The organism is Streptomyces sp. CA-278952 (assembly GCF_028747205.1).
Lineage (GTDB): Bacteria > Actinomycetota > Actinomycetes > Streptomycetales > Streptomycetaceae > Streptomyces.
In genome coordinates, this window is the sequence record NZ_CP112880.1 from 4,797,054 (window position 1) to 4,814,240 (window position 17,187).

21 protein-coding genes are annotated in these 17,187 nt (G+C 69.0%); 2 read left to right on the plus strand and 19 right to left on the minus strand.

Annotated elements, in window-relative coordinates; genetic code table 11:
* Nucleotides 1-33 precede the first annotated feature (33 nt).
* The 16 genes from N7925_RS21550 to N7925_RS21625 all read right to left on the minus strand — a co-directional run bounded on the left by N7925_RS21550 (nucleotide 34) and on the right by N7925_RS21625 (nucleotide 9,714).
* Nucleotides 34-1,242 carry a DUF3631 domain-containing protein gene (locus N7925_RS21550; RefSeq protein WP_274344848.1) on the minus strand — a complete coding sequence of 403 codons (1,209 nt, stop codon included), beginning with the start codon at nucleotides 1,240-1,242 and terminating at the stop codon, nucleotides 34-36.
* Nucleotides 1,239-1,427: a hypothetical protein gene (locus N7925_RS21555; RefSeq protein WP_274344849.1), complete on the minus strand. Its 189-nt coding sequence runs from the start codon at nucleotides 1,425-1,427 to the stop codon at nucleotides 1,239-1,241. The genes N7925_RS21550 and N7925_RS21555 overlap by 4 nt, the downstream gene beginning before the upstream one ends.
* A 158-nt stretch (nucleotides 1,428-1,585) precedes the next feature.
* Complete coding sequence (locus tag N7925_RS21560) at nucleotides 1,586-2,473, minus strand: bifunctional DNA primase/polymerase (protein WP_274344850.1); 888 nt, start codon at nucleotides 2,471-2,473, stop codon at nucleotides 1,586-1,588.
* Nucleotides 2,470-3,498: a DNA cytosine methyltransferase gene (locus N7925_RS21565; protein WP_274344851.1), complete on the minus strand. Its 1,029-nt coding sequence runs from the start codon at nucleotides 3,496-3,498 to the stop codon at nucleotides 2,470-2,472. The genes N7925_RS21560 and N7925_RS21565 overlap by 4 nt, the downstream gene beginning before the upstream one ends.
* 137 nt (nucleotides 3,499-3,635) lie before the next feature.
* On the minus strand, nucleotides 3,636-3,899 hold the full coding sequence (locus N7925_RS21570) for a hypothetical protein (RefSeq protein WP_274344852.1): 264 nt from the start codon (nucleotides 3,897-3,899) through the stop codon (nucleotides 3,636-3,638).
* Between the two features lie 10 nt (nucleotides 3,900-3,909).
* Nucleotides 3,910-4,098, minus strand: coding sequence for a hypothetical protein (locus N7925_RS21575; RefSeq protein WP_274344853.1), 189 nt, complete (start codon nucleotides 4,096-4,098; stop codon nucleotides 3,910-3,912).
* Nucleotides 4,089-4,346 carry a hypothetical protein gene (locus tag N7925_RS21580; RefSeq protein ID WP_274344854.1) on the minus strand — a complete coding sequence of 86 codons (258 nt, stop codon included), beginning with the start codon at nucleotides 4,344-4,346 and terminating at the stop codon, nucleotides 4,089-4,091. Before N7925_RS21580 ends, N7925_RS21575 begins: the two co-directional genes overlap by 10 nt.
* A 152-nt stretch (nucleotides 4,347-4,498) precedes the next feature.
* Nucleotides 4,499-6,577: a cell division protein FtsK gene (locus N7925_RS21585; RefSeq protein ID WP_274344855.1), complete on the minus strand. Its 2,079-nt coding sequence runs from the start codon at nucleotides 6,575-6,577 to the stop codon at nucleotides 4,499-4,501.
* An 83-nt stretch (nucleotides 6,578-6,660) separates the two neighbouring features.
* A complete protein-coding gene (locus N7925_RS21590) occupies nucleotides 6,661-6,984 on the minus strand; it encodes a hypothetical protein (protein ID WP_274344856.1) in 324 nt (107 codons plus the stop codon).
* A 78-nt stretch (nucleotides 6,985-7,062) separates the two neighbouring features.
* A complete protein-coding gene (locus N7925_RS21595; RefSeq protein ID WP_274344857.1) occupies nucleotides 7,063-7,440 on the minus strand; it encodes a DUF6251 family protein in 378 nt (125 codons plus the stop codon).
* A gap of 14 nt (nucleotides 7,441-7,454) precedes the next feature.
* Nucleotides 7,455-7,736 (minus strand): hypothetical protein, encoded by a 282-nt coding sequence (locus tag N7925_RS21600; RefSeq protein ID WP_274344858.1) that lies wholly within the window; start codon nucleotides 7,734-7,736, stop codon nucleotides 7,455-7,457.
* Nucleotides 7,733-8,074 (minus strand): RRQRL motif-containing zinc-binding protein, encoded by a 342-nt coding sequence (locus N7925_RS21605; protein ID WP_274344859.1) that lies wholly within the window; start codon nucleotides 8,072-8,074, stop codon nucleotides 7,733-7,735. Before N7925_RS21605 ends, N7925_RS21600 begins: the two co-directional genes overlap by 4 nt.
* Nucleotides 8,074-8,970, minus strand: coding sequence for a DUF2637 domain-containing protein (locus tag N7925_RS21610; RefSeq protein WP_274344860.1), 897 nt, complete (start codon nucleotides 8,968-8,970; stop codon nucleotides 8,074-8,076). Before N7925_RS21610 ends, N7925_RS21605 begins: the two co-directional genes overlap by 1 nt.
* Nucleotides 8,967-9,164, minus strand: a complete 198-nt coding sequence (locus tag N7925_RS21615; protein WP_274344861.1) for a hypothetical protein — start codon at nucleotides 9,162-9,164, stop codon at nucleotides 8,967-8,969. Before N7925_RS21615 ends, N7925_RS21610 begins: the two co-directional genes overlap by 4 nt.
* Entirely contained in the window at nucleotides 9,161-9,436 is a 276-nt protein-coding gene (locus N7925_RS21620; RefSeq protein WP_274344862.1) for a DUF6303 family protein, read from the minus strand. Before N7925_RS21620 ends, N7925_RS21615 begins: the two co-directional genes overlap by 4 nt.
* Complete coding sequence (locus N7925_RS21625) at nucleotides 9,433-9,714, minus strand: DUF6284 family protein (RefSeq protein ID WP_274344863.1); 282 nt, start codon at nucleotides 9,712-9,714, stop codon at nucleotides 9,433-9,435. Before N7925_RS21625 ends, N7925_RS21620 begins: the two co-directional genes overlap by 4 nt.
* A 727-nt stretch (nucleotides 9,715-10,441) precedes the next feature.
* On the opposite strand from N7925_RS21625, the gene N7925_RS21630 reads away from it, so the two are divergent.
* Nucleotides 10,442-11,575, plus strand: coding sequence for a helix-turn-helix domain-containing protein (locus N7925_RS21630; protein ID WP_274344864.1), 1,134 nt, complete (start codon nucleotides 10,442-10,444; stop codon nucleotides 11,573-11,575).
* On the opposite strand, the gene N7925_RS21635 is transcribed toward N7925_RS21630, so the two are convergent.
* From N7925_RS21635 to N7925_RS21645, 3 genes are all read right to left on the minus strand, one after another.
* Nucleotides 11,559-12,335, minus strand: coding sequence for an NUDIX domain-containing protein (locus N7925_RS21635; RefSeq protein WP_274344865.1), 777 nt, complete (start codon nucleotides 12,333-12,335; stop codon nucleotides 11,559-11,561). The two genes, N7925_RS21630 and N7925_RS21635, sit on opposite strands and share 17 nt — an antisense overlap.
* Nucleotides 12,336-12,683: 348 nt before the next feature.
* Nucleotides 12,684-13,979 carry a hypothetical protein gene (locus tag N7925_RS21640; protein WP_274344866.1) on the minus strand — a complete coding sequence of 432 codons (1,296 nt, stop codon included), beginning with the start codon at nucleotides 13,977-13,979 and terminating at the stop codon, nucleotides 12,684-12,686.
* Between the two features lie 454 nt (nucleotides 13,980-14,433).
* A complete protein-coding gene (locus tag N7925_RS21645; RefSeq protein ID WP_274344867.1) occupies nucleotides 14,434-16,203 on the minus strand; it encodes a dolichyl-phosphate-mannose--protein mannosyltransferase in 1,770 nt (589 codons plus the stop codon).
* A gap of 53 nt (nucleotides 16,204-16,256) precedes the next feature.
* Here N7925_RS21645 and rsmI point away from each other — a divergent pair, with 53 nt between their 5' ends.
* Nucleotides 16,257-17,177: a 16S rRNA (cytidine(1402)-2'-O)-methyltransferase gene (rsmI, locus tag N7925_RS21650; protein WP_265601131.1), complete on the plus strand. Its 921-nt coding sequence runs from the start codon at nucleotides 16,257-16,259 to the stop codon at nucleotides 17,175-17,177.
* Nucleotides 17,178-17,187: the final 10 nt, after the last annotated feature.

Genomic DNA, 17,187 nt, shown 5'->3' on the forward strand with positions numbered 1-17,187 from the left:
CCGTGGTGGGGTGGGGCCGGTAGCGGGTAGCGCTCAGGTAGCGGAGGGGAAGAGGGTTGCCGCTACCGTTTCCGGGTCGCTGACCTGCGCGGTAGCGGAGGTAGCGGAGGTAGCGGCTTCTGAGGGGGGTGGGGGGCAGTACCGCTGCCAGGCGTCGTGGAGATCGAGGGCGTAGTAGCCCTTGAGGACGGTCCCGGCGGTCTTGATGTTGCGGGCCTTGACCGGAGTGTTGTCGCTGGTCATGTACTCACCCAGCATCTTGGCCAGGCCCCGGGAGTCGAGCGGGCGCCCGCTCATGTCGGCCCACGGCGCTTCGTCCAGGGCGCACAGCCGGTCCAGGATCGCGACGGTCGGCATCCGGTCGATGCCTGCCATCACGTGGTCCCGCAGGTCCGTGAGCAGCCGGATGCCGAGGGACCCTTTGTCGTCGGCGCGGGCGGCGTTGACCAGCTCCAGGCAGGCGGTGCGGGCGCGTTCGGGCCAGTCGCCCCCGGCCGCGTCCGCGACGGACAGCAGCGGCTCCCACACATCCGCCGGCCGGTCGCTGACACCGTCGGGCATCTGCGGCCACCTGCCCGCGATGTCCTCCCGCACAGTGTCGGCCCACTGGGCGAGCCGTTCCCGCAGCGCCTGCCCTTCGGCTTCGTGGAGCCGGGCCCGGAAGGGCTCCACGGTCTCGTTCCGTGCTCGTCGGCGCATGCGGATGATGACGGAGCGGGTGGTGATGGTGTCGGGCAGGTAGCCGAGACCGGCGACCGCGACGGCGGTGTAGGAGGGGAACTCCACCACCGTCTGATTGCCCCCGTCCCCGACGCACCGGTAGGTGACCCCGGAGCGGCGGTGACCGGCGTTCAGGAAGCCACGCAGCTCCTCGTTGTCCCCCGCCTTGGGACCGAAGACGGTGTCGATCTCATCGAACAGGATCGTCGGCCGCCCGGCGGGGTCGGAGACGGACCGGAACAGGGCTGCGGCCCGGGCGTTCACGGCAAGCATGGGGCGCGGGACCAGGGTCTCCACCACCTCCAGGGCGCGGGACTTCCCCGATCCGGGTTCCGGGGAGAGGAAGGCGAGGCGGGGGGTGCTGTCGAACGCGTCCAACAGGTGCGCGTGCGCGTCCCACAACGCCACGGCGACATAGGCGGCTTCCCGGGGGAAGACGTTGAAGCGGCGGTGGAAGGCTTCCACCTCGTTCAGCAGCGCCGCACCGTCGATGGGCCCGGCAGGCTGGTTGGGGGTGTTCATGCGGCGTTCCTCCGGTGCTGCTCGGTGTGCGGGCAGTGGTCGACGCGGGCGCGGGTGGTCAGGTCGGTGACGCGGTCGCGGCCCCGGGCGCGTTCGTGGTGGCCGCAGACGCAGAGCCAGTCCGCGGCGGGGATCTGGTTGCGTCCGAGCCCGCGCACCGTGAGGCCGGGGCGGATGCCGGTCACCGTGACCGTGTGCGGATCAGGGAGAACAGCAACGGGGACGGCCTGACGGCCGACGCCTTTCGGCTCGCCACCGGTCATTCGTGCTGCGGCGGGGTTGGCGTCCTGCGGGGTGTTCGGGGTGGCAGGCAGGCTCTTAAGGGGGGGATTGGGGGCGGTGGTCATGCCGGCCGCCCGGGGTTGTTGGCGATGGACCAGTTCAGAGCGCTGGCCACGGCGGCCCTGCACTCGTTCTCGCGGAGTCCGGCCCGCAATCCCGCCGAATTAAGAGCCGCCTCTACCTCATGGCGGGCGAGGTCGCCGGACGGGATGAACCGCCCCAGGGCTCGGGCGGCCCGAACGAGCGTCCAGTTCCGCACGCCTTCACCAGCCCCGGCCACGGCCGCCGTTTCGGCCCTGAGAGCCGCTGCGGCATACCTGGAGGCCCGAAGTGCCACGGGTGCAGCCGTCAGGCCCAGGGCGGGCTGATGGGGCGTCAGAGGGGCGTACAGCCATTCCGGGAGTGGTGCGGGGTGGGTGGGGTCGACCACCTCGTACGTGCCGTGGGGGAGGGTGCTTCCGGCGGCGACGACGTAGCCGCCGTGGGCGCGGGTGTCGATGTGCTTGCCGAGCCTGCCCGCGCTGTTGCCGAGTCGCACCCCGTCGGGGGCGGTGAAGTACAGGTGGCGTCCGCCGCTCGCGGTCCGGGTCCGGTAGGTGGCGGGGACGGGGTGCCCGGCGCGCTCGCAGAGCGCTTGCAGGGAAGTGACGCCGTCAGGCGTTCCTTTCGGGTCCTTGGCCTTGACCGGGTCCAGGTCCACCACGACCAGCCCGGACGGGCCGGTGGCGATTCCGACGTTGAACGCCCCGGTCGACCAGGCGGCGCGGATGCGGTCGGGGTCGGTGGTGGCGCGCTGCTCCCACTTGCGGTGGCCGTTCGCGCAGTCCCCGGTGCCGGTGCAGGCGGTCTCGCCGTGGAGGGCGGGGCGCTTGTCGGCCGGCCGCAGGGGGAGGACGTGCCAGCCACGTTCGGCCGCGTCCATGGCTGCGTTGAGGAGGCGAGTGTTCATGCGGCCACCGCCCGGGGGTTGGTCCAGGCGGCGGGGGTGGCTCCGAGGAGTTGCCCGTAGGCGTGGTGTGCCTGGCGGGGGATGACGCCGTTGCCGAGGATGCGGAGCTGTTCCTTGCGGGGAATACCGGGGACGTCGGTGACCCAGCCGGCGGGCAGTCCCATGAGCCATTCCGTGAAGACGGGTGACAGGCGGCGGTTGCCCCGCATGCCGGGCTCGGTGGGGCAGGGGGCCGGTTGGTCGGTGATGTGTTCCCAGCGGCGGATGGCGGGCCCGTAGTCGATGCCGTCGGTGGAGATCCAGCTCCCGCTGTAGGGGAGCCGGTTGACGACGAACTCGTTCAGCGGGCGCGCGTTGCGCTCCAAGAGGTTGGAGGCACCCGACCTCCAGTCCCGGGCGGCCGGCGTGGGGACCAGCCTCAGGACTCGGGCGGGGGTGCCGGGAGCCGGGTCACTGCGGTGCGCAGGTTCAGCCCACCGCGTCGTTTCGGGCTGGTGCCGGGGCCGCCAGTGCCGTCCGAGGTGGTGGGGGTCGGCATCAGCGGGATGGGCAACTGCGAACCACCGGTCGCGCTCGTGCGGGGCCCCGACTTCGGGGTCACCAGCTCGTAGACATGTCCACCGGACGCCATACCCGATCGCGGCCAGGTCCTGGGCGACGACGTCCAGCCCCCGCGAGCGGAGCGCCGCCACGTTTTCCAGGAAGACGTAGCGCGGTCGAATGACGCCCACAGCCGCAGCGACGTTCTTCCAGACCCTCGACCACTGGCCACTGATCCCATCCTTCCGTCCGGCGTTGCTGATGTTGCGGCACGGGAAACCGGCCCCGACGATCGCGGGCCGGTAGAGGTCACGGACCCGCTCCCAGTCGACGCGGGTGATGTCTCCGAGGTTCGGCACCCCGGGGTGGTGGGCGGCGAACACGGCGGCGGCGTAGGGGTCGTTCTCGGCGTAGGCGACCGGCACCGCGCCGATACCCGCACCGAGCGCGGTCTCCAGTCCGCCGTAGCCGGCGCACAGTGCCACGGCTCGTAAGGTCCCGTCCGGCACTCGCCGGATGGGGGTGGGTTGGGTCATGCTGGTGTCTCCAGTTCTGTGAGAGGTGCTGGCAAGCGAGGGCGGCCCCGGTTCTTTGGCGAGATGCGGGGGCCGCCCTCGGCCTGTCAGAAGGGCGGTTCGTTGCTCCACGGGTCGCGGTCGGCCCGGCGTCGGCGGGGGATGCGCGGGAGTCGGAGCAGGGTCCGGCGGCGGGTTTCGTCCCAGCATGTGCAGGGGTCCCACTCGGTGCCGGCGTACTCCCCTTCGTGGTCGCCATAGTCGTACCCGCGCCCGCCGCGCCCGTCGCAGAGCGGGCAGTCGGGGTCGGGGGTGTCGGTCAGGGTCAGGGTCCGGCGGTCCCAGCCGGTGAGTTGGAGGCGCAGTCGCACGGGGTGCTCCTCAGATGTTGGGGAGGGCGTCGACGAGGGCGGCGGCCATCTCGTTGATGGGTCCGGCGGCGCCGGTGGTGGCGAGGAAGAACCCGAACCCGGCGGCGGTGAACGCGCCGCCGGGCGTGAGGCTGCCGGACCGCAGCAGGAAGAACAGGACGAGTCCGAAGAGGGCGACGAGGGAGAGCGTCACTGCCATGGGGTGGCCTTCCGGTCGGCGATGCGGGGTCGGGTGCCAGCGGCGTGGATGCTGCGGCTGTTGTTGAGCAGCCGTCGCCCGATGCGGAGTCGGGAGCGGTGGCCGTGGCAGCGGCGGCAGAGGGTGACGGTGCGGCGGGTGCGGACGCCGATGCCGGAGCACTTCCGGCACGGGGCGAACGGCTTCACCGCGCACAACACTGCGTAACCGGCGGCGGTGAGGAGGATGAGGAGGCTAGCGAGCGCCACGAGGGGCTCACATCCCTTCGGCAGGCGGGTTTCCGGGTGTTTCCGCAGGTGGGCTGCTAGACGCTAGGTCGCAGCTCAGGGCGGGTGCGGGGTGCTAGCGGGGGTGCTAGACCTAGCAGCCGGGGGTGCTAGGTCTAGCAGCGCTGCTGCGGTCAGGCGGCGGCCTTGGTCTGGTTACGACGGGTGACAGCAGCGGTGATGTCGGCGCGGTCGATGCCGCGCCGGTTCTTGCCCTCACCGGTGTCGGTCTGGCCCCAGACCTGCCCGGCCTTGATGCCGTGGGGCTTGAGGGCGGCGGTGACGTTCTCGCCCTTCCACCCGCCATAGACGTCCGGCTGCGCGGTGGCGAGGCGGGCGGCGATGCGCTCGCACCAGACAGCCTTCTCGCCGGGGGCGATGACGGCCAGCACGTCGGCCAGCACATCGGACTGCCCGGACTTCTCAGGTCCCGCGCCGATGGCGTGGCCGGTGATGTTGCCGTACTCCTCGCGGACCTGGCGGGCGCGTGCGGCGATCTGCTCGGCGGCCACCGCGTCCACGAACGCCGATGCCACGATGCGGGGGTCGTCGCCCTCGCCGGCCATCCAGCAGATGCCGCGGTCGGAGCGGGAGAACATCGTCGCCCGGTACCCGGCCTTGTACATCGAGGTCCCCAGCACCATGTCGTTGGCGGGCTGCCCCATGACCTTGAGGCAGAACCGCAGCACCGCGTTCGCGCTGATTCCGGTGGGCAGCGACTTCGCGTCCGGGCGCTGCGTCCCGAACAAGGTCACGATCCCCAGGGCCGGGCCGCGCTTGACGAGGTCGGTGCAGATCGCTTCGATCTCCTTGCCGTGCTCCTCGTGCTCGAAGGGCACCTGGCACTCGTCGAACCCGGCCACGATCGGGTGCAGCCCCAGACTCTTGTCGCTGGCCAGTTCGGGGGTGACCTTGGATTCCGGGCAGCGGGAGCGCGGCAGGGACTTGATGACCTTCGCCCGCCGGCGCAGCTCCTCCTTCAGCTCCCGCAGGGCGTCGAGGACGTATTCGATGTCGTCGTTCTCCTCGCCTGCCCGGTAGCGGTGGCAGACGGGTTCAAGGGCGCCGAAGTCTCCGGTGCCCTTGAAGTCGAACGCGTGCAGCTCCGCGCGGGGGTCGAGTGCGGCGATGAGGAGGAACAGCCGCATCAGGAACGTCTTGCCCATGCGGGGGATCGAGCCGACGACGACGGCGGCGAACATCAGCGTCACGGACACGTCGCGCATCCGCTGGTCGTTGCCGAACACCACCGGCTTGAAGAGGTCGACCGTGCCCGCCTTGAGGAGGGGCCAGGCGGGTTTGGTGGTCTCGTTCATCGGCTTGTCCCCGACCCACAGGACCAGGCGTCCTTCGTGCTCGGTGGGGTCGGGTGAGGGCCAGACGCAGCCGACCTTGCGGCGCAGCCCGGACGCCAGCGGCTTGCGGGCCTCCATGATGTCCTCGGGCGTGACGCCGTAGGGGAGGTCGAGGTCGGCGCGGTAGCCGGGCCCGTCACGCACGATCTCGCTGGTGAAGCGCAGCCCGTTCATATCGCCGCCCTTCTTGATCGCGGCACTGATCCGGCTGTTGCCGATGGAGTCGAGACCACGCAGCACGATGCTGCCGGTGAGCTTCTGCACCTCCGTCTTCAGCACGGCGGGGCCGATGACCGGGGCGTCGGGCTGCTGACCGGCCGTGCCGAGCAGCAGCACCCCGCCGGCCGCGAACGCGTACATCAGCGCGGGTGCCATGACGTAGAGCCAGAGGGCGAAGCCGACGCCGAACACGGCGGCGACCAGGGTGACCAGGCCGCGCAGCCGGACCCGTCCGGCCCGCAGCCGGGACAGGCGCATGTACTCCTCGACATCCTCCGCGCGGACGGCGGCGGCGCGGAGGGGGGCGGCTTCGCGGTCCCAGATCCACCGGTTGGTGGTGGCGATGAACCGGCAGGCTCCCCGCGGGGACATCAGCGCGAGCCGCCCGGCGTAGACCGGGAGCCGCACGCCGTGGAAGAGGGCGCTGTATCCGGCGTTCGCGCCGGCGTGGCGGGCGGTGGCGGTGAAGTCGCGCCGGTCGGTCAGCCAACCGGCCAGGACCGGCTTGCGCTTCTCCACGCTCATCTTCGGCTCGGGCAGGGCGGGGTTGTCGACCGCGACCGGTGCGGTGGTCTCGGTGTCGTCGTCCAGGTCGGGGACCGGCCGCAGATGCGCGGCCGGCGCGGTGGTGTCCGTCATGCTGGTACTTCCTCCTGCTCGATGGTTCGGGACGGGGGAAAGAGGGGTGGCCGGTTTCCTTGGCCGGGCCCGGCCGCCCCCGCTCAGTCGCGCTCGGCCCTGTGAACGGCCCGCTCCGCGAGGCGGACGCGCTGCTCGGCGTCCTTGCGGGCCTGGCGGGCGGCGGTCTTGTCGGTGCGGGGGGCGGTGCGTTCGGCGGCCTTGGCCCTGGTCAACTCCTGCCGGGCGGTGGCCTGCACCTCGTGCAGTGCCTTCAGCTCCCGCTGCCCGCGCTCGGCGGCCACGGCGTCGATGGCGTGGATACGGGCCGTCACCTTGGCGTCGACACAGTCGGCCAGGGCCTGCTTGAAGCCCTTGCGGAACAGCTTGGAGCGCTCGCGGGACTCGGCTCGGGTGTAGCTGTACACGTGAACCTCCTGGTGGGGCGAGGCCGGTCTGTCCGGCCCTCAGCCCGCCCGGTACGAGACCGGACGGACGGAGGGCCGTCAGCGACGGCGGCCCTTGCGCAGAGAGGAGGCGGCAGCCTTGCCGTCGCTGCCGCCGACCGACTTCACGACCGTGACCACGCCCCAGGCACACACGGACGCGACCAAGGCGAGGAGCGCGAGGTTCGCGGCGATCGCGGTCAGGACGCCGACGAGGAGCGGGCCGAAGTAGACGCCGGCGGCCACCGCCCCGGCGCCCACACCGGAGCCGAGCGCGAGACGCTGCACCGTCCGGTCCGGGGGTGCCTGGTGGACGTGCACCACCTGCGGCACCGCGTTGGTCGGCCGGTAGCTGGTGGGGAGGTGGTCGGTGTAGGCGGGGGTGCCGTCCGGGAGGCGGACGACGGACGGGGTTCGGGGGGCGGGGAGGTGGTCCATGGGCGGTGCCTCCTTCAGAGGTCGAGGAGCGCGTTGACAGGGATTTCGTAGATGTCGGTGACGGCGTCGGTGTTGGACCAGTGGCCGGGGCCGTAGTGGACGTGGGCGAGCTGGACGGCGTCACCGGTGCGGTCCGTGGTCGGGTGGAGGGTCACGGTCGCGCCGTGGAAGCGGGCCCGGCGGATGCACTGCCGGGTGATGTCGACCGTGACCGCCTCCGGAAGGTAGGTGGTCTGATGGTCACGGCCGGTGTAGTGGACCAGGGAGGTGAGCTGGACGGGGCGGCGCGGCTTCATGAGGTGCTGTCCTTCCGGGGCGGTGGGGTGTCGTGGCAGGGGACGCACATGCCGAGCGACCGGGGGATGCAATAGCCCATGTCGGTGCGGCAGTTGGGGCAGGTGCGGCGGGCCCGCATCGCCGCATCCAGAGCAGCGGCACGGCCCGGGGTCATGGGACGGACAGGCTTGGCCCGGTCGACGCGGTAGAGGTAGGCGACCAGCGGTTCACGTCGGCGGCGGGGGCGGTGGAGTTCGGCGACGACGTCCTGACCCCCCGGTCGCAGCCCCAGCGCGCGGAGCTGACGGCGGGTGGCCAACCCGTCGGGGGCGAGGTGCCACCGGTAGACGTCGGCCATCAGGCCGCCGCCTCACCCGTGCCGGCCGACTGCTCGGCCTGCTTGCGGGCCCCCCGGGCGGCATCCCGCTCGGCGCGCAGGGTGTCGCGCAGGACGCGGGCCTTGGCCGGGGACGTGCGGACGGCCTTGCGGATGCCCTCGGCGGTCAGCTCCCGATCGGTCCAGCCGACGGTGGCCTTACGGGCTTCGGTCAGCAGCTCGTCGGCGGTGCGGTTCGGTCGACTCGACCGGGCCACCTCGGGGATGCGTCCGGTCGCCCGACGCGGACGGGTCGACTCAGCGGCCACCACACCGACCGGGACCCGATCGGTCGGCTTCACCAGGGACACCGCCGGGGCGGCTTCCAGCTCCGCAGGAGCCGGGGGCGGAGTGATCGGCGCGGGGGCCGATACTTCCAGGTCAGCCGTAGACCGATTTACATATGTCTCAGCCGATTGATCATGATTCGGTGTGGTGGTCGGGTGCTCGATCGGTCGGTGGTGCAGGACCTTGGCGACGAGGTCGGAGCCGAAGTAGATCGACCCGACCGGCAGCGACGTGGCGAGCAGGACCAGCGCCCAGTTGGCGGGGTCCCAGTCGGCCAGTCGACCCCAGTCGACCACCTTGTCGTGCAGCTCCGGCACCAGCCCGTGGACGTAGTTGAGGACGAGTGAGGCCAGGGTGTAGGCGGCCAGCACCCGCAGGGCGAAGCGGCGGGCGTCGTCGGTCAGGACGAGGGTCGCGACCAGGGCGAGCGCCATCAGTCCGTCGACGACGAACGGGTAGAGGGTGGCGGCGGTCTCGTCGGCCCCGGTGGCGGTGGCGACGTCCTTCAGCGCGTTCCAGGACACCCGGAACGCCATGCCGACCACACCGACCAGAGCGGCGATCAGCAGGCCCTTGCCCCAGCGGTTCATGCCGCACCACCCCGGCGGAAGTGCACCGCGAGGACCCAACCGAAGGTCTGGGCGAGAGCACCGACGGCGGCCACGGCCCGCCACACCGGGCGGCCGGTGGCCGTGGCGAGCGAGGCCCCGACGACGGCCAGGGCGATACCCGCGAACACCAGCAGGAGCGCCCGCCGGACGGCGATGGTGTTGGTGTCGCTCATGCCGCACCGTCCTTCCGCCGGACGTTCGCGGACGCCAGCAGTTCGACGCGGTCCATGACGCCGGTGGGGGACTCCTGCCACTCCCACCCAGCGTCGTCCGCGAGGACGAAACCGAGCTGGGCCAGAGCGTCCGCCCGTTCCTGCAACGTGGGGATGGGCCCGGCCCCGAACGAGTGCTCGGGCCAATCGTCGTAGCTCTTCAGGTCGGTGATGACGTACAGCTCCCACTCGCCGTGGAAGCTGTTGGACAACCGCGCGCCGTAGACCGTCATGCCACACCGCCCGAAACCGTGGTGTCCGTCGCGGCGACGGTGGCGAGGTTGGCCAGGTCCCGGCGGGCGGCCAGCACCCGCCGGCGGGCCCGGCGGATACGCCGCTCGTCCAGCTCGGTCGGCGTGCGGCCGATGGTCATGATCTGCGCGTCAAGCAGGTCGACGTCCGCCAGGATCAACGGCATCTCCCGGTCGATCGCGTCCAGCTCGGCGTCCGTCGGCTCGCCGTCGAACGGGGCGGCGGTAACGGCCGCCTGAAGTGCTGCGATGCTCTTCATGGGTCTGTTCCTCTCAGACAGGGACGGCTCAACACGAACCCCCGGAGTTCCCGCTCCGGGGGTTCTCGCCGTTGGAACCAGAAACCGGCTCCCCTCAGCCCCGCCCGTACAGCACCGCGTGAAGCGGACTGGACGGGCGGGGGAGGCAACCGGCCCCGCGATAGCCGCGGGGAAGCATGGTTCGTACTGGCGGCTGTTACTGCTCGCCGCCGACGCAGATGGGCGTCGCTGCCCGCGCCGGTCCAGCGCGGGCGGCGCCCAAAGTCTTCGTTGCTTCACGTCGTTCTCCATCGGGGCTGACGTGGGTGTTTGGTGTGGTCGCGATCTCTGCCCTTGTCTCACCGCACGGACGGGTCCCGCTGACCTTGAAGGGCCGGGGAGGAAGGTGCTTGCTGGTCGTGCGGCAGGGCCTGCGGCTTGTCGCAGATGCCTGTCGTTCGTACTTGGCACGCTGTTCAGTTCTCAAGGAACAGGGCTTCCTTTGGGCTCACTCCCGTTTCCGGGACCCTCCGGGCGCTCTGGTCGTGCACGCCGTCCGAACCCTTGGGGCTCATCTGGTGCGCACCAATAGGTAAGCATCTGGTGCGCACCAGATGCAACCCCTTCGGCGCGATTGGTGTCTGCGTGCATCTCCAGAGAACGGCCAAAGGGGGGTGTCCCGGTAGCCAACTCGGGTTAATGTCGATGGGGTTAACCAGCTCTCACCTGCGGCTTTAAGGGAGGCGGCATGACGACAGGGTTACGGGCGGCCAGGAAGGCGCGGGGATGGTCGCAGGAGAAACTCATCCACGAGATGCGGCGATTCGCCGAACAGCGACTTCTCGACATCGCCTCGCCAGCGAGTCTCAAGGTCTACATCTCAGAGTGGGAGAACGGTCGCCGGGCCGTTACGGACCGATACGCGGCGCTGCTCCGACCGCTGCTAGGTATCACGGACGCTGAACTTCGGGGTGACGTAGGAGAGGTCCGCCCTGCGGCCGGCGGTTACGACGAGCTGCTGAGTCGGATCGATTCAGCGAGCAGTCTCAGTGAGTCCATGGTCGGGTCGTTTCTCGACCAGACCGAGTTGTTGCGCACGATGGACCGGCAGATGGGCGCGGCCGGACTGGTCGACCAGATGAACGGGCATCTGGCCGCGATGGAGGACGCGTTGACCTTCGCTGTTCTTCCAGGCACCAGGCGGCCTATCGCCGCCGCACTTGCCGGGGCCTCTACTCTCGCCGCCTGGCAAGCTCTGGACGCTGGAGCCGTAGAGCGGGCGTGGCGACGGTACGAGCTGGCGAAGAAGGCAGCGCAAGACGCTGGGTCCCCGCTGTATCTGGCTCACGCGATGGGGGAGCAGGCTTACGTGTTGGCCGATGCGGGCCGCCCGCTGCTCGCGATCGAACTGGTTCGAGACGCGCAGCAGACGCAGGCAGAGCGCCAGTCACCGCGACTCCGCGCCTGGCTCGCTGCTGCTGAGGCGGAGCTGTGCGCTGCCGCAGGCGTAGGCATGGCGTCGGAGGCGCGTGCAGCATTGGAGCGGGCGGAAACCTTGCTGCCGGACGATGGCGAGGTGCGTGACCCGGACATGCTGAGCATTTTCCTCGACACTGGCCACCTCACGCGCTGGCGTGGAAACGTGCTGGCCAAACTCGGTGACGAGTCAGCTATGGATGAGCTGTACAACTCGCTGAACAGCGCCGACCCATCATTCGTGCGTGCAAGCGCCGGCGTGCACTGCGACCTCACGCAGGCCCACCTTGCGCGCGGCGAGTTGGACCAGGCGCGTAGCCACCTTCAGCGGGCAAGGCTGGCAGCGAACCGCACGGGGTCCGTGCGGTATCGCCAGCGTGTGGAGCTGCTTACTGGGCGGCTGTAGGGCGTGAGGAGAGGAGGTGGAGAAGGGCAACGATCGTTCCGGAGCCCATCAGCTTGCCCTCGCTCATCAGGCCGGGAATCTCGTCCAACGGCACCCAAGCGACGTGACCGGCTTCCTCGGCGTCGGTGGGCTCTCCGACGTGGGTGGCACCACTCGCCACGAAGATTTCGTGTGGCGAATCGACCATGCCGATCATCGGCTGGTAGGTCACTACGTGCTCGACCTTGGCCGGACGCCAGCCAGTCTCTTCCTCCGTTTCACGTGCGGCTGTGGCAGCCGGGTCTTCCCCAGCGTCCACGATGCCGCCGGGAAGCTCCCAGCCCCACTGCTGCGGTACGAAGCGATATCGCCAGAGCATGAGCACGCGGTTCTGGTCGTCGATCACAGCGGTGATTGCGACGTGGTGAAGACGCACGACGTGGTGTTCGAAGCGCTCGACTCCGGGCGGTTCGACGTCGACCAGATCGAGGTTGACCCACCGGTTCTCATAGATGCGGCGACTGCCATGGATCTGCCACGCTGGCAGGTCGTTCGGCGTCGGCACGCCGGTGCCGCCAGACACGCGGTAGGCGCTTCGGTCATGTGCCTTGATGAAACGTTCGTTGGCGAGTCGTGCCAGTACCTGCCTCAGAGCTGTGCGGCCAATGTCCAGCTCGGAACTCAGCGTGCGCTCTGAAGGCAGCTTGTCGCCGGGCGCATACCTGCCCGACTCGATCCAGGATCGGATCGTCTCGTAGACCCTCTGTGTCTTGGGCCCCATCCTCGGCGCACACCCCCAGATCGTCGGCTGATGGTCGCTAGCGTAACGGGGTGACTGCACTGCTGACTCAGTCATGCGCGTCTCTCGCTTTCGTGCGTGCTCAGCTTGTGGCGTGCGGCAGGCCCTATTTTTCAGGCGCGTGTGCTTCGGTGCGTTGGCCGTGCGTCAACGGACAGCCAGCCCATGAGACCAGCAGCCACCGTCAACGACTCACCGCGACCCCAGCAGCACCAGTGCTGAGCCCACGATGTCCCAGCTGTACCCCCCGAAACTGGGCGCACCGGGTACCGCGGCGGCTGCTCCTCCCGAGTCGACATCTCTGCGTACAGGGCCGCAGGGTTGCTAGGTTTATCTGGAATTTTTCTGAACCTGAAAGTATCCAGATGATTTCCTAATGTGACTTCGAGCCTCGCTTGCACTGAGGGAGCCTTCCCGTTTCATCATCAGCGTTCTAAATATACCCTTCGTGTCGATTACTAGACCGCCAGACTCTGCGAAGGTTTCCACTTCGTCTTTGTTGGATGCCAGTGGGGCTTGTCGTATATCGGGATCCTTCGCCATCTCCTGGTTCACGATGTACCAAGTCGATGACGGTTCCCTGCCTGTTTCTCTCAGGTATCTAGTTGTGAATCTTCCCAGACGAAGCAGGTCGTTAAGTTGGGCGCCACGTGCATATCCGCGCACTTCTGCAATTGCGGTCCATTCCGGAAGGTCTGGATCGGAAACGCGGAGGTCTTCCCGTCGATCTCCTGGGGTTGAAATTTCCTTGTCCGCATTCGTAACCAGAAATCCGAGCTCCCTTAGGGATTGCTCTACTTGGTCAACTAGTTCATCCCCTTGGGTGGTGAGAAGTTTCCTGACTGTCGAATCGACCTCTGCTGCCTTTTCCTCTAGTTCAACACTGAGTCTTGCCTTTTCGTTCGCGAGTTTCGCGATTGCCTCGGATAGATCAGTTTCCACCTTCTGAAGGCGATCCCTGATCTCCCTCTCCTCTGGGCTCAGCCACGGCTCCCGCCTCTTCCACTCTTCCGTCAGAGGGAACCGGTCCGGATAGAGCATGCTCCAGCTCTGGAAAGCCGCAGAGACCCAACTGGTTAGACTGCAGCCCACGTTAGGCAGCCACCAAATTTCCGACGTTTCTCCCGAAATTTTGCCAGCGAGAACCTTATCGTCGGCATCCGTGAGGAAGGGTGTCACGGCGGGATACCTATCCCGATTGGTGTCAATCCCACCCCTCGCTGACCGGAAGGACCAGTGTTCATTGGGGGAAAATTTCTGGACCATGGGAAGAAGGTCATTTCGGCTGAGGGATCGAACCTCTGATGGGCAATCGTCTGGCAAGACGAAGTGGGTTGCTTTAGTTGTCCAGTCGGCATTTACTGACACGCTTGCAGAAGAAGTTTTCATCGTTCCGACATGGTCGCCTCCTATCTGGAAGATGTTGAGATGGCTACGAAGGGAGAGGGTTCCACCTTTCGTTACTACGGCATCCCACTCCTTTTGGCGGATGTTGTATATGTCGTCGCTGTCGATCAGTCGAACGGTAGGGGCAATTTTCTTAATATGCTCAACTATCTCCTCGTCCTGCGTAAAGCCGTGAATTAGAATTCTCGGTCGCGGGAGGTGGCCGAATAGTTCAGGCAATTTGGAGTCCCCTCAGGGTGCTTCGGGCGCAGGGTCGCGATGGCGTTGTCGTTGATATATTTTGCCATCACATGATGCTTCTTGGGTGGCATTTGGGACTTGAGCGGACCAGCGGGTGGGTTAAGCGGCGCTCAAGCCCAACGCCCCGGGTGGTGGCGACGCGCGAGGTAGGTCATCCTCCAGGGGTTTCAGATGAAGGAACACGACAGCTCAGAGCAGCCACTACACCGAGTGAGACTGCGGGCCCACGCATGGTTGCGCATGGCGGCTAGGGCGAGCAACGGATCGGGCCTGGGGAGGTCCATTGGCCTCGCAGTAGCTCAGGCGGCTCCGCAGAGTGGCTCTGGTGGGCCGTCTGTGGGCCGTCGGCGGACGACCCAGAACGACCAACAGCCACCACTAACGACCACGACGGGCCCGACACCACCAGGCGGCGAGCCCGCCGTTTTCCCAGCTACACCCACGTGTCCAGCCACATCCGGTCCCGCCACAGGTCGTCCGGGATCTGCGTCCCCGTGAACAGCGGCCAGAAGTAGATGAAGTTCCAGACGATCAGGAGCACCAGCACGCCCACCGCGATCGCCCCCAGCGTGCGGCGGCGTTCGCCGGTGGGGTCCTGGGCGGTGAGGCCCAGTTCGGCCCGGGCGCCCGTGCCCGCCGCCGGGCCCGCGATCGCGCCCAGCATCATCGTCACGGCCAGACACAGGAACGGGACGAAGACCACCGCGTAGAAGAGGAAGATCGTCCGCTCCTGGTAGAAGAACCAGGGCAGCCAGCCCGCCACCACACCGCAGGCGATGGCGCCCGCCCGCCAGTCGCGGCGGAAGAACCAGCGCCAGAGGACGTACGCGAGGGCGAAGCAGGCCAGCCACCACAGCAGCGGGGTGCCGATGGCGAGGACCTCGCTGGCGCACTTGCCGGTCGCCGACTCCTTGCAGCCCGCCCGTTCCTCGTAGTAGTACGACACGGGCCGGCCCAGCACGAGCCAGCTCCACGGGTTGGACTCGTAGGTGTGGCCCGAGGTCAGGCCGACGTGGAAGTCGTACACCTGGTTCTCGTAGTGCCACAGGCTGCGCAGCCAGTCCGGGAACAGCCAGCTCCAGGAGGAGTCCTTGCCCTCGGTGGCCGCCCAGTTCCGGTAGTAGCCCTTGTCCGTGACGATCCAGCCGGTCCACGACACGACGTACGTGACGATCGCGACCGGCACCGTGGAGAGGAACGCGGGGACCAGGTCGCGGCGCAGCACCGCCTGGTACGGGCGCACGGCCCCTGCCGTGCGCCGGGCTCCGACGTCCCACAGGACCGTCATCAGGCCGAACGCCGCCAGGACGTAGAGGCCGTTCCACTTCGTGGCGAAGGCCAGGCCCAGCATCACGCCCGCCGCGAGCCGCCACGGCCGCCATCCCAGGCGCAGGGTCTCCGCGATCCGGGCGTCGGGGCGCAGCACCCCCTCCTCGTCGACCGGCAGCGCGTCGGCCAGTCGGCGGCGGGCATGGTCACGGTCGGCCACCAGGCAGCCGAACGCGGCCAGCACGAAGAACATGACGATCAGGTCGAGCAGCGCGGTCCGGCTCATCACGAAGTGCAGCCCGTCCACCGCGAGCAGCAGGCCCGCCAGACAGCCCAGGAACGTGGAGCGGAACAGCCGGCGGCCGATCCGGCAGAGGAGGAGGACCGAGATCGTGCCCAGCACCGCCACCATGAAGCGCCAGCCGAACGGCGTGAAGCCGAACAGCTGCTCGCCCAGCCCGATGATCCACTTGCCGACCGGCGGATGCACCACATAGCCCGGGTCGGTCGGGATCGGGACGGACGAGGGGTCCTTCAGGATCAGTTTGTCGACGTCCTTGGGCCAGGACCCCTCGTATCCCTGGTTGACCAGCGCCCACGCGTCCTTCGCGTAATACGTCTCGTCGAATATCACCGCGTGCGGCTGGTCCAGCCGCCAGAAGCGCAGCAGCCCGGCGACCAGCGTCACGAGCAGCGGGCCGCACCAGCCGGACCACCGCACCAGCCGGTCGGCGACGTGCGGCGGGACCGCGAGCACCGACCACACCTGCCGTCCGGGCCGGGTGTACGGCGGGTCCAGCCGGTCGCGGAGCGAGGTCTCCGGGCGGGGAACATGGCCGAAGCGGCGCAGCCGCCGTTGCCAGGAGGTCGGCTGTTCGCCGAGCGGGTCCCCGGCGTCTTGGCCCCGCTGGGTCTCGGGTGCGGTACTCGTCACCGCGCCATCGTAGGGAACGCATCTGTGCGAAGAGCGCTGCCCGTGCTGCGAGGATGGCTGATGTGACTGGAACGACTGGAACGCTCGTGCTCGCAGGGACCCCCATCGGTGACGTGTCGGACGCCCCGCCACGCCTCGCCGCCGAACTGGAGCGGGCCGACGTCGTCGCCGCCGAGGACACCCGGCGGCTGCGCCGGCTCACCCAGGCGCTCGGCATCCACACCTCGGGGCGTGTCGTCTCCTACTTCGAGGGGAACGAGTCGGCCCGTACGCCGGAACTCGTCGAAGCCCTCACCGGCGGCGCGCGTGTCCTGCTCGTCACGGACGCGGGCATGCCGTCCGTCTCCGACCCCGGCTACCGGCTCGTCGCCGCCGCCGTGGAGAAGGACATCCGCGTCACCGCCGTCCCCGGGCCCAGCGCGGTCCTCACCGCGCTCGCCCTCTCCGGGCTGCCCGTGGACCGGTTCTGCTTCGAGGGGTTTCTGCCCCGCAAGGCCGGTGAACGGCTCTCCAAGCTCCGGGAGGTCGGGGACGAGCGCCGCACCATGGTCTTCTTCGAGGCCCCGCACCGGCTCGACGACACCCTCGCCGCGATGGCGGAGGTCTTCGGCGACGGGCGCCGCGCCGCCGTGTGCCGGGAGCTGACCAAGACGTACGAGGAGGTCAAGCGCGGTCCGCTCGGCGAGCTGGCCGTGTGGGCCGCCGACGGCGTACGCGGGGAGATCACGGTCGTCGTGGAGGGCGCCACCGACTCCGGCGACGAGGGGCTGGACGCCGAGGAGCTGGTGCGGCGCGTGCGCGTGCGCGAGGAGGCGGGGGAGCGGCGCAAGGAGGCGATCGCCGCCGTCGCCGCCGCCGCGGGGCTGCCCAAGCGGGACGTCTTCGACGCGGTGGTGGCCGCCAAGAACGCGGAGAAGAGTGCGGGGAAGGGTGCGGGGAAGGGCGCGGAGGAGGCCGCTCCGCCGAAGCCGTAGCGTCTCGGCC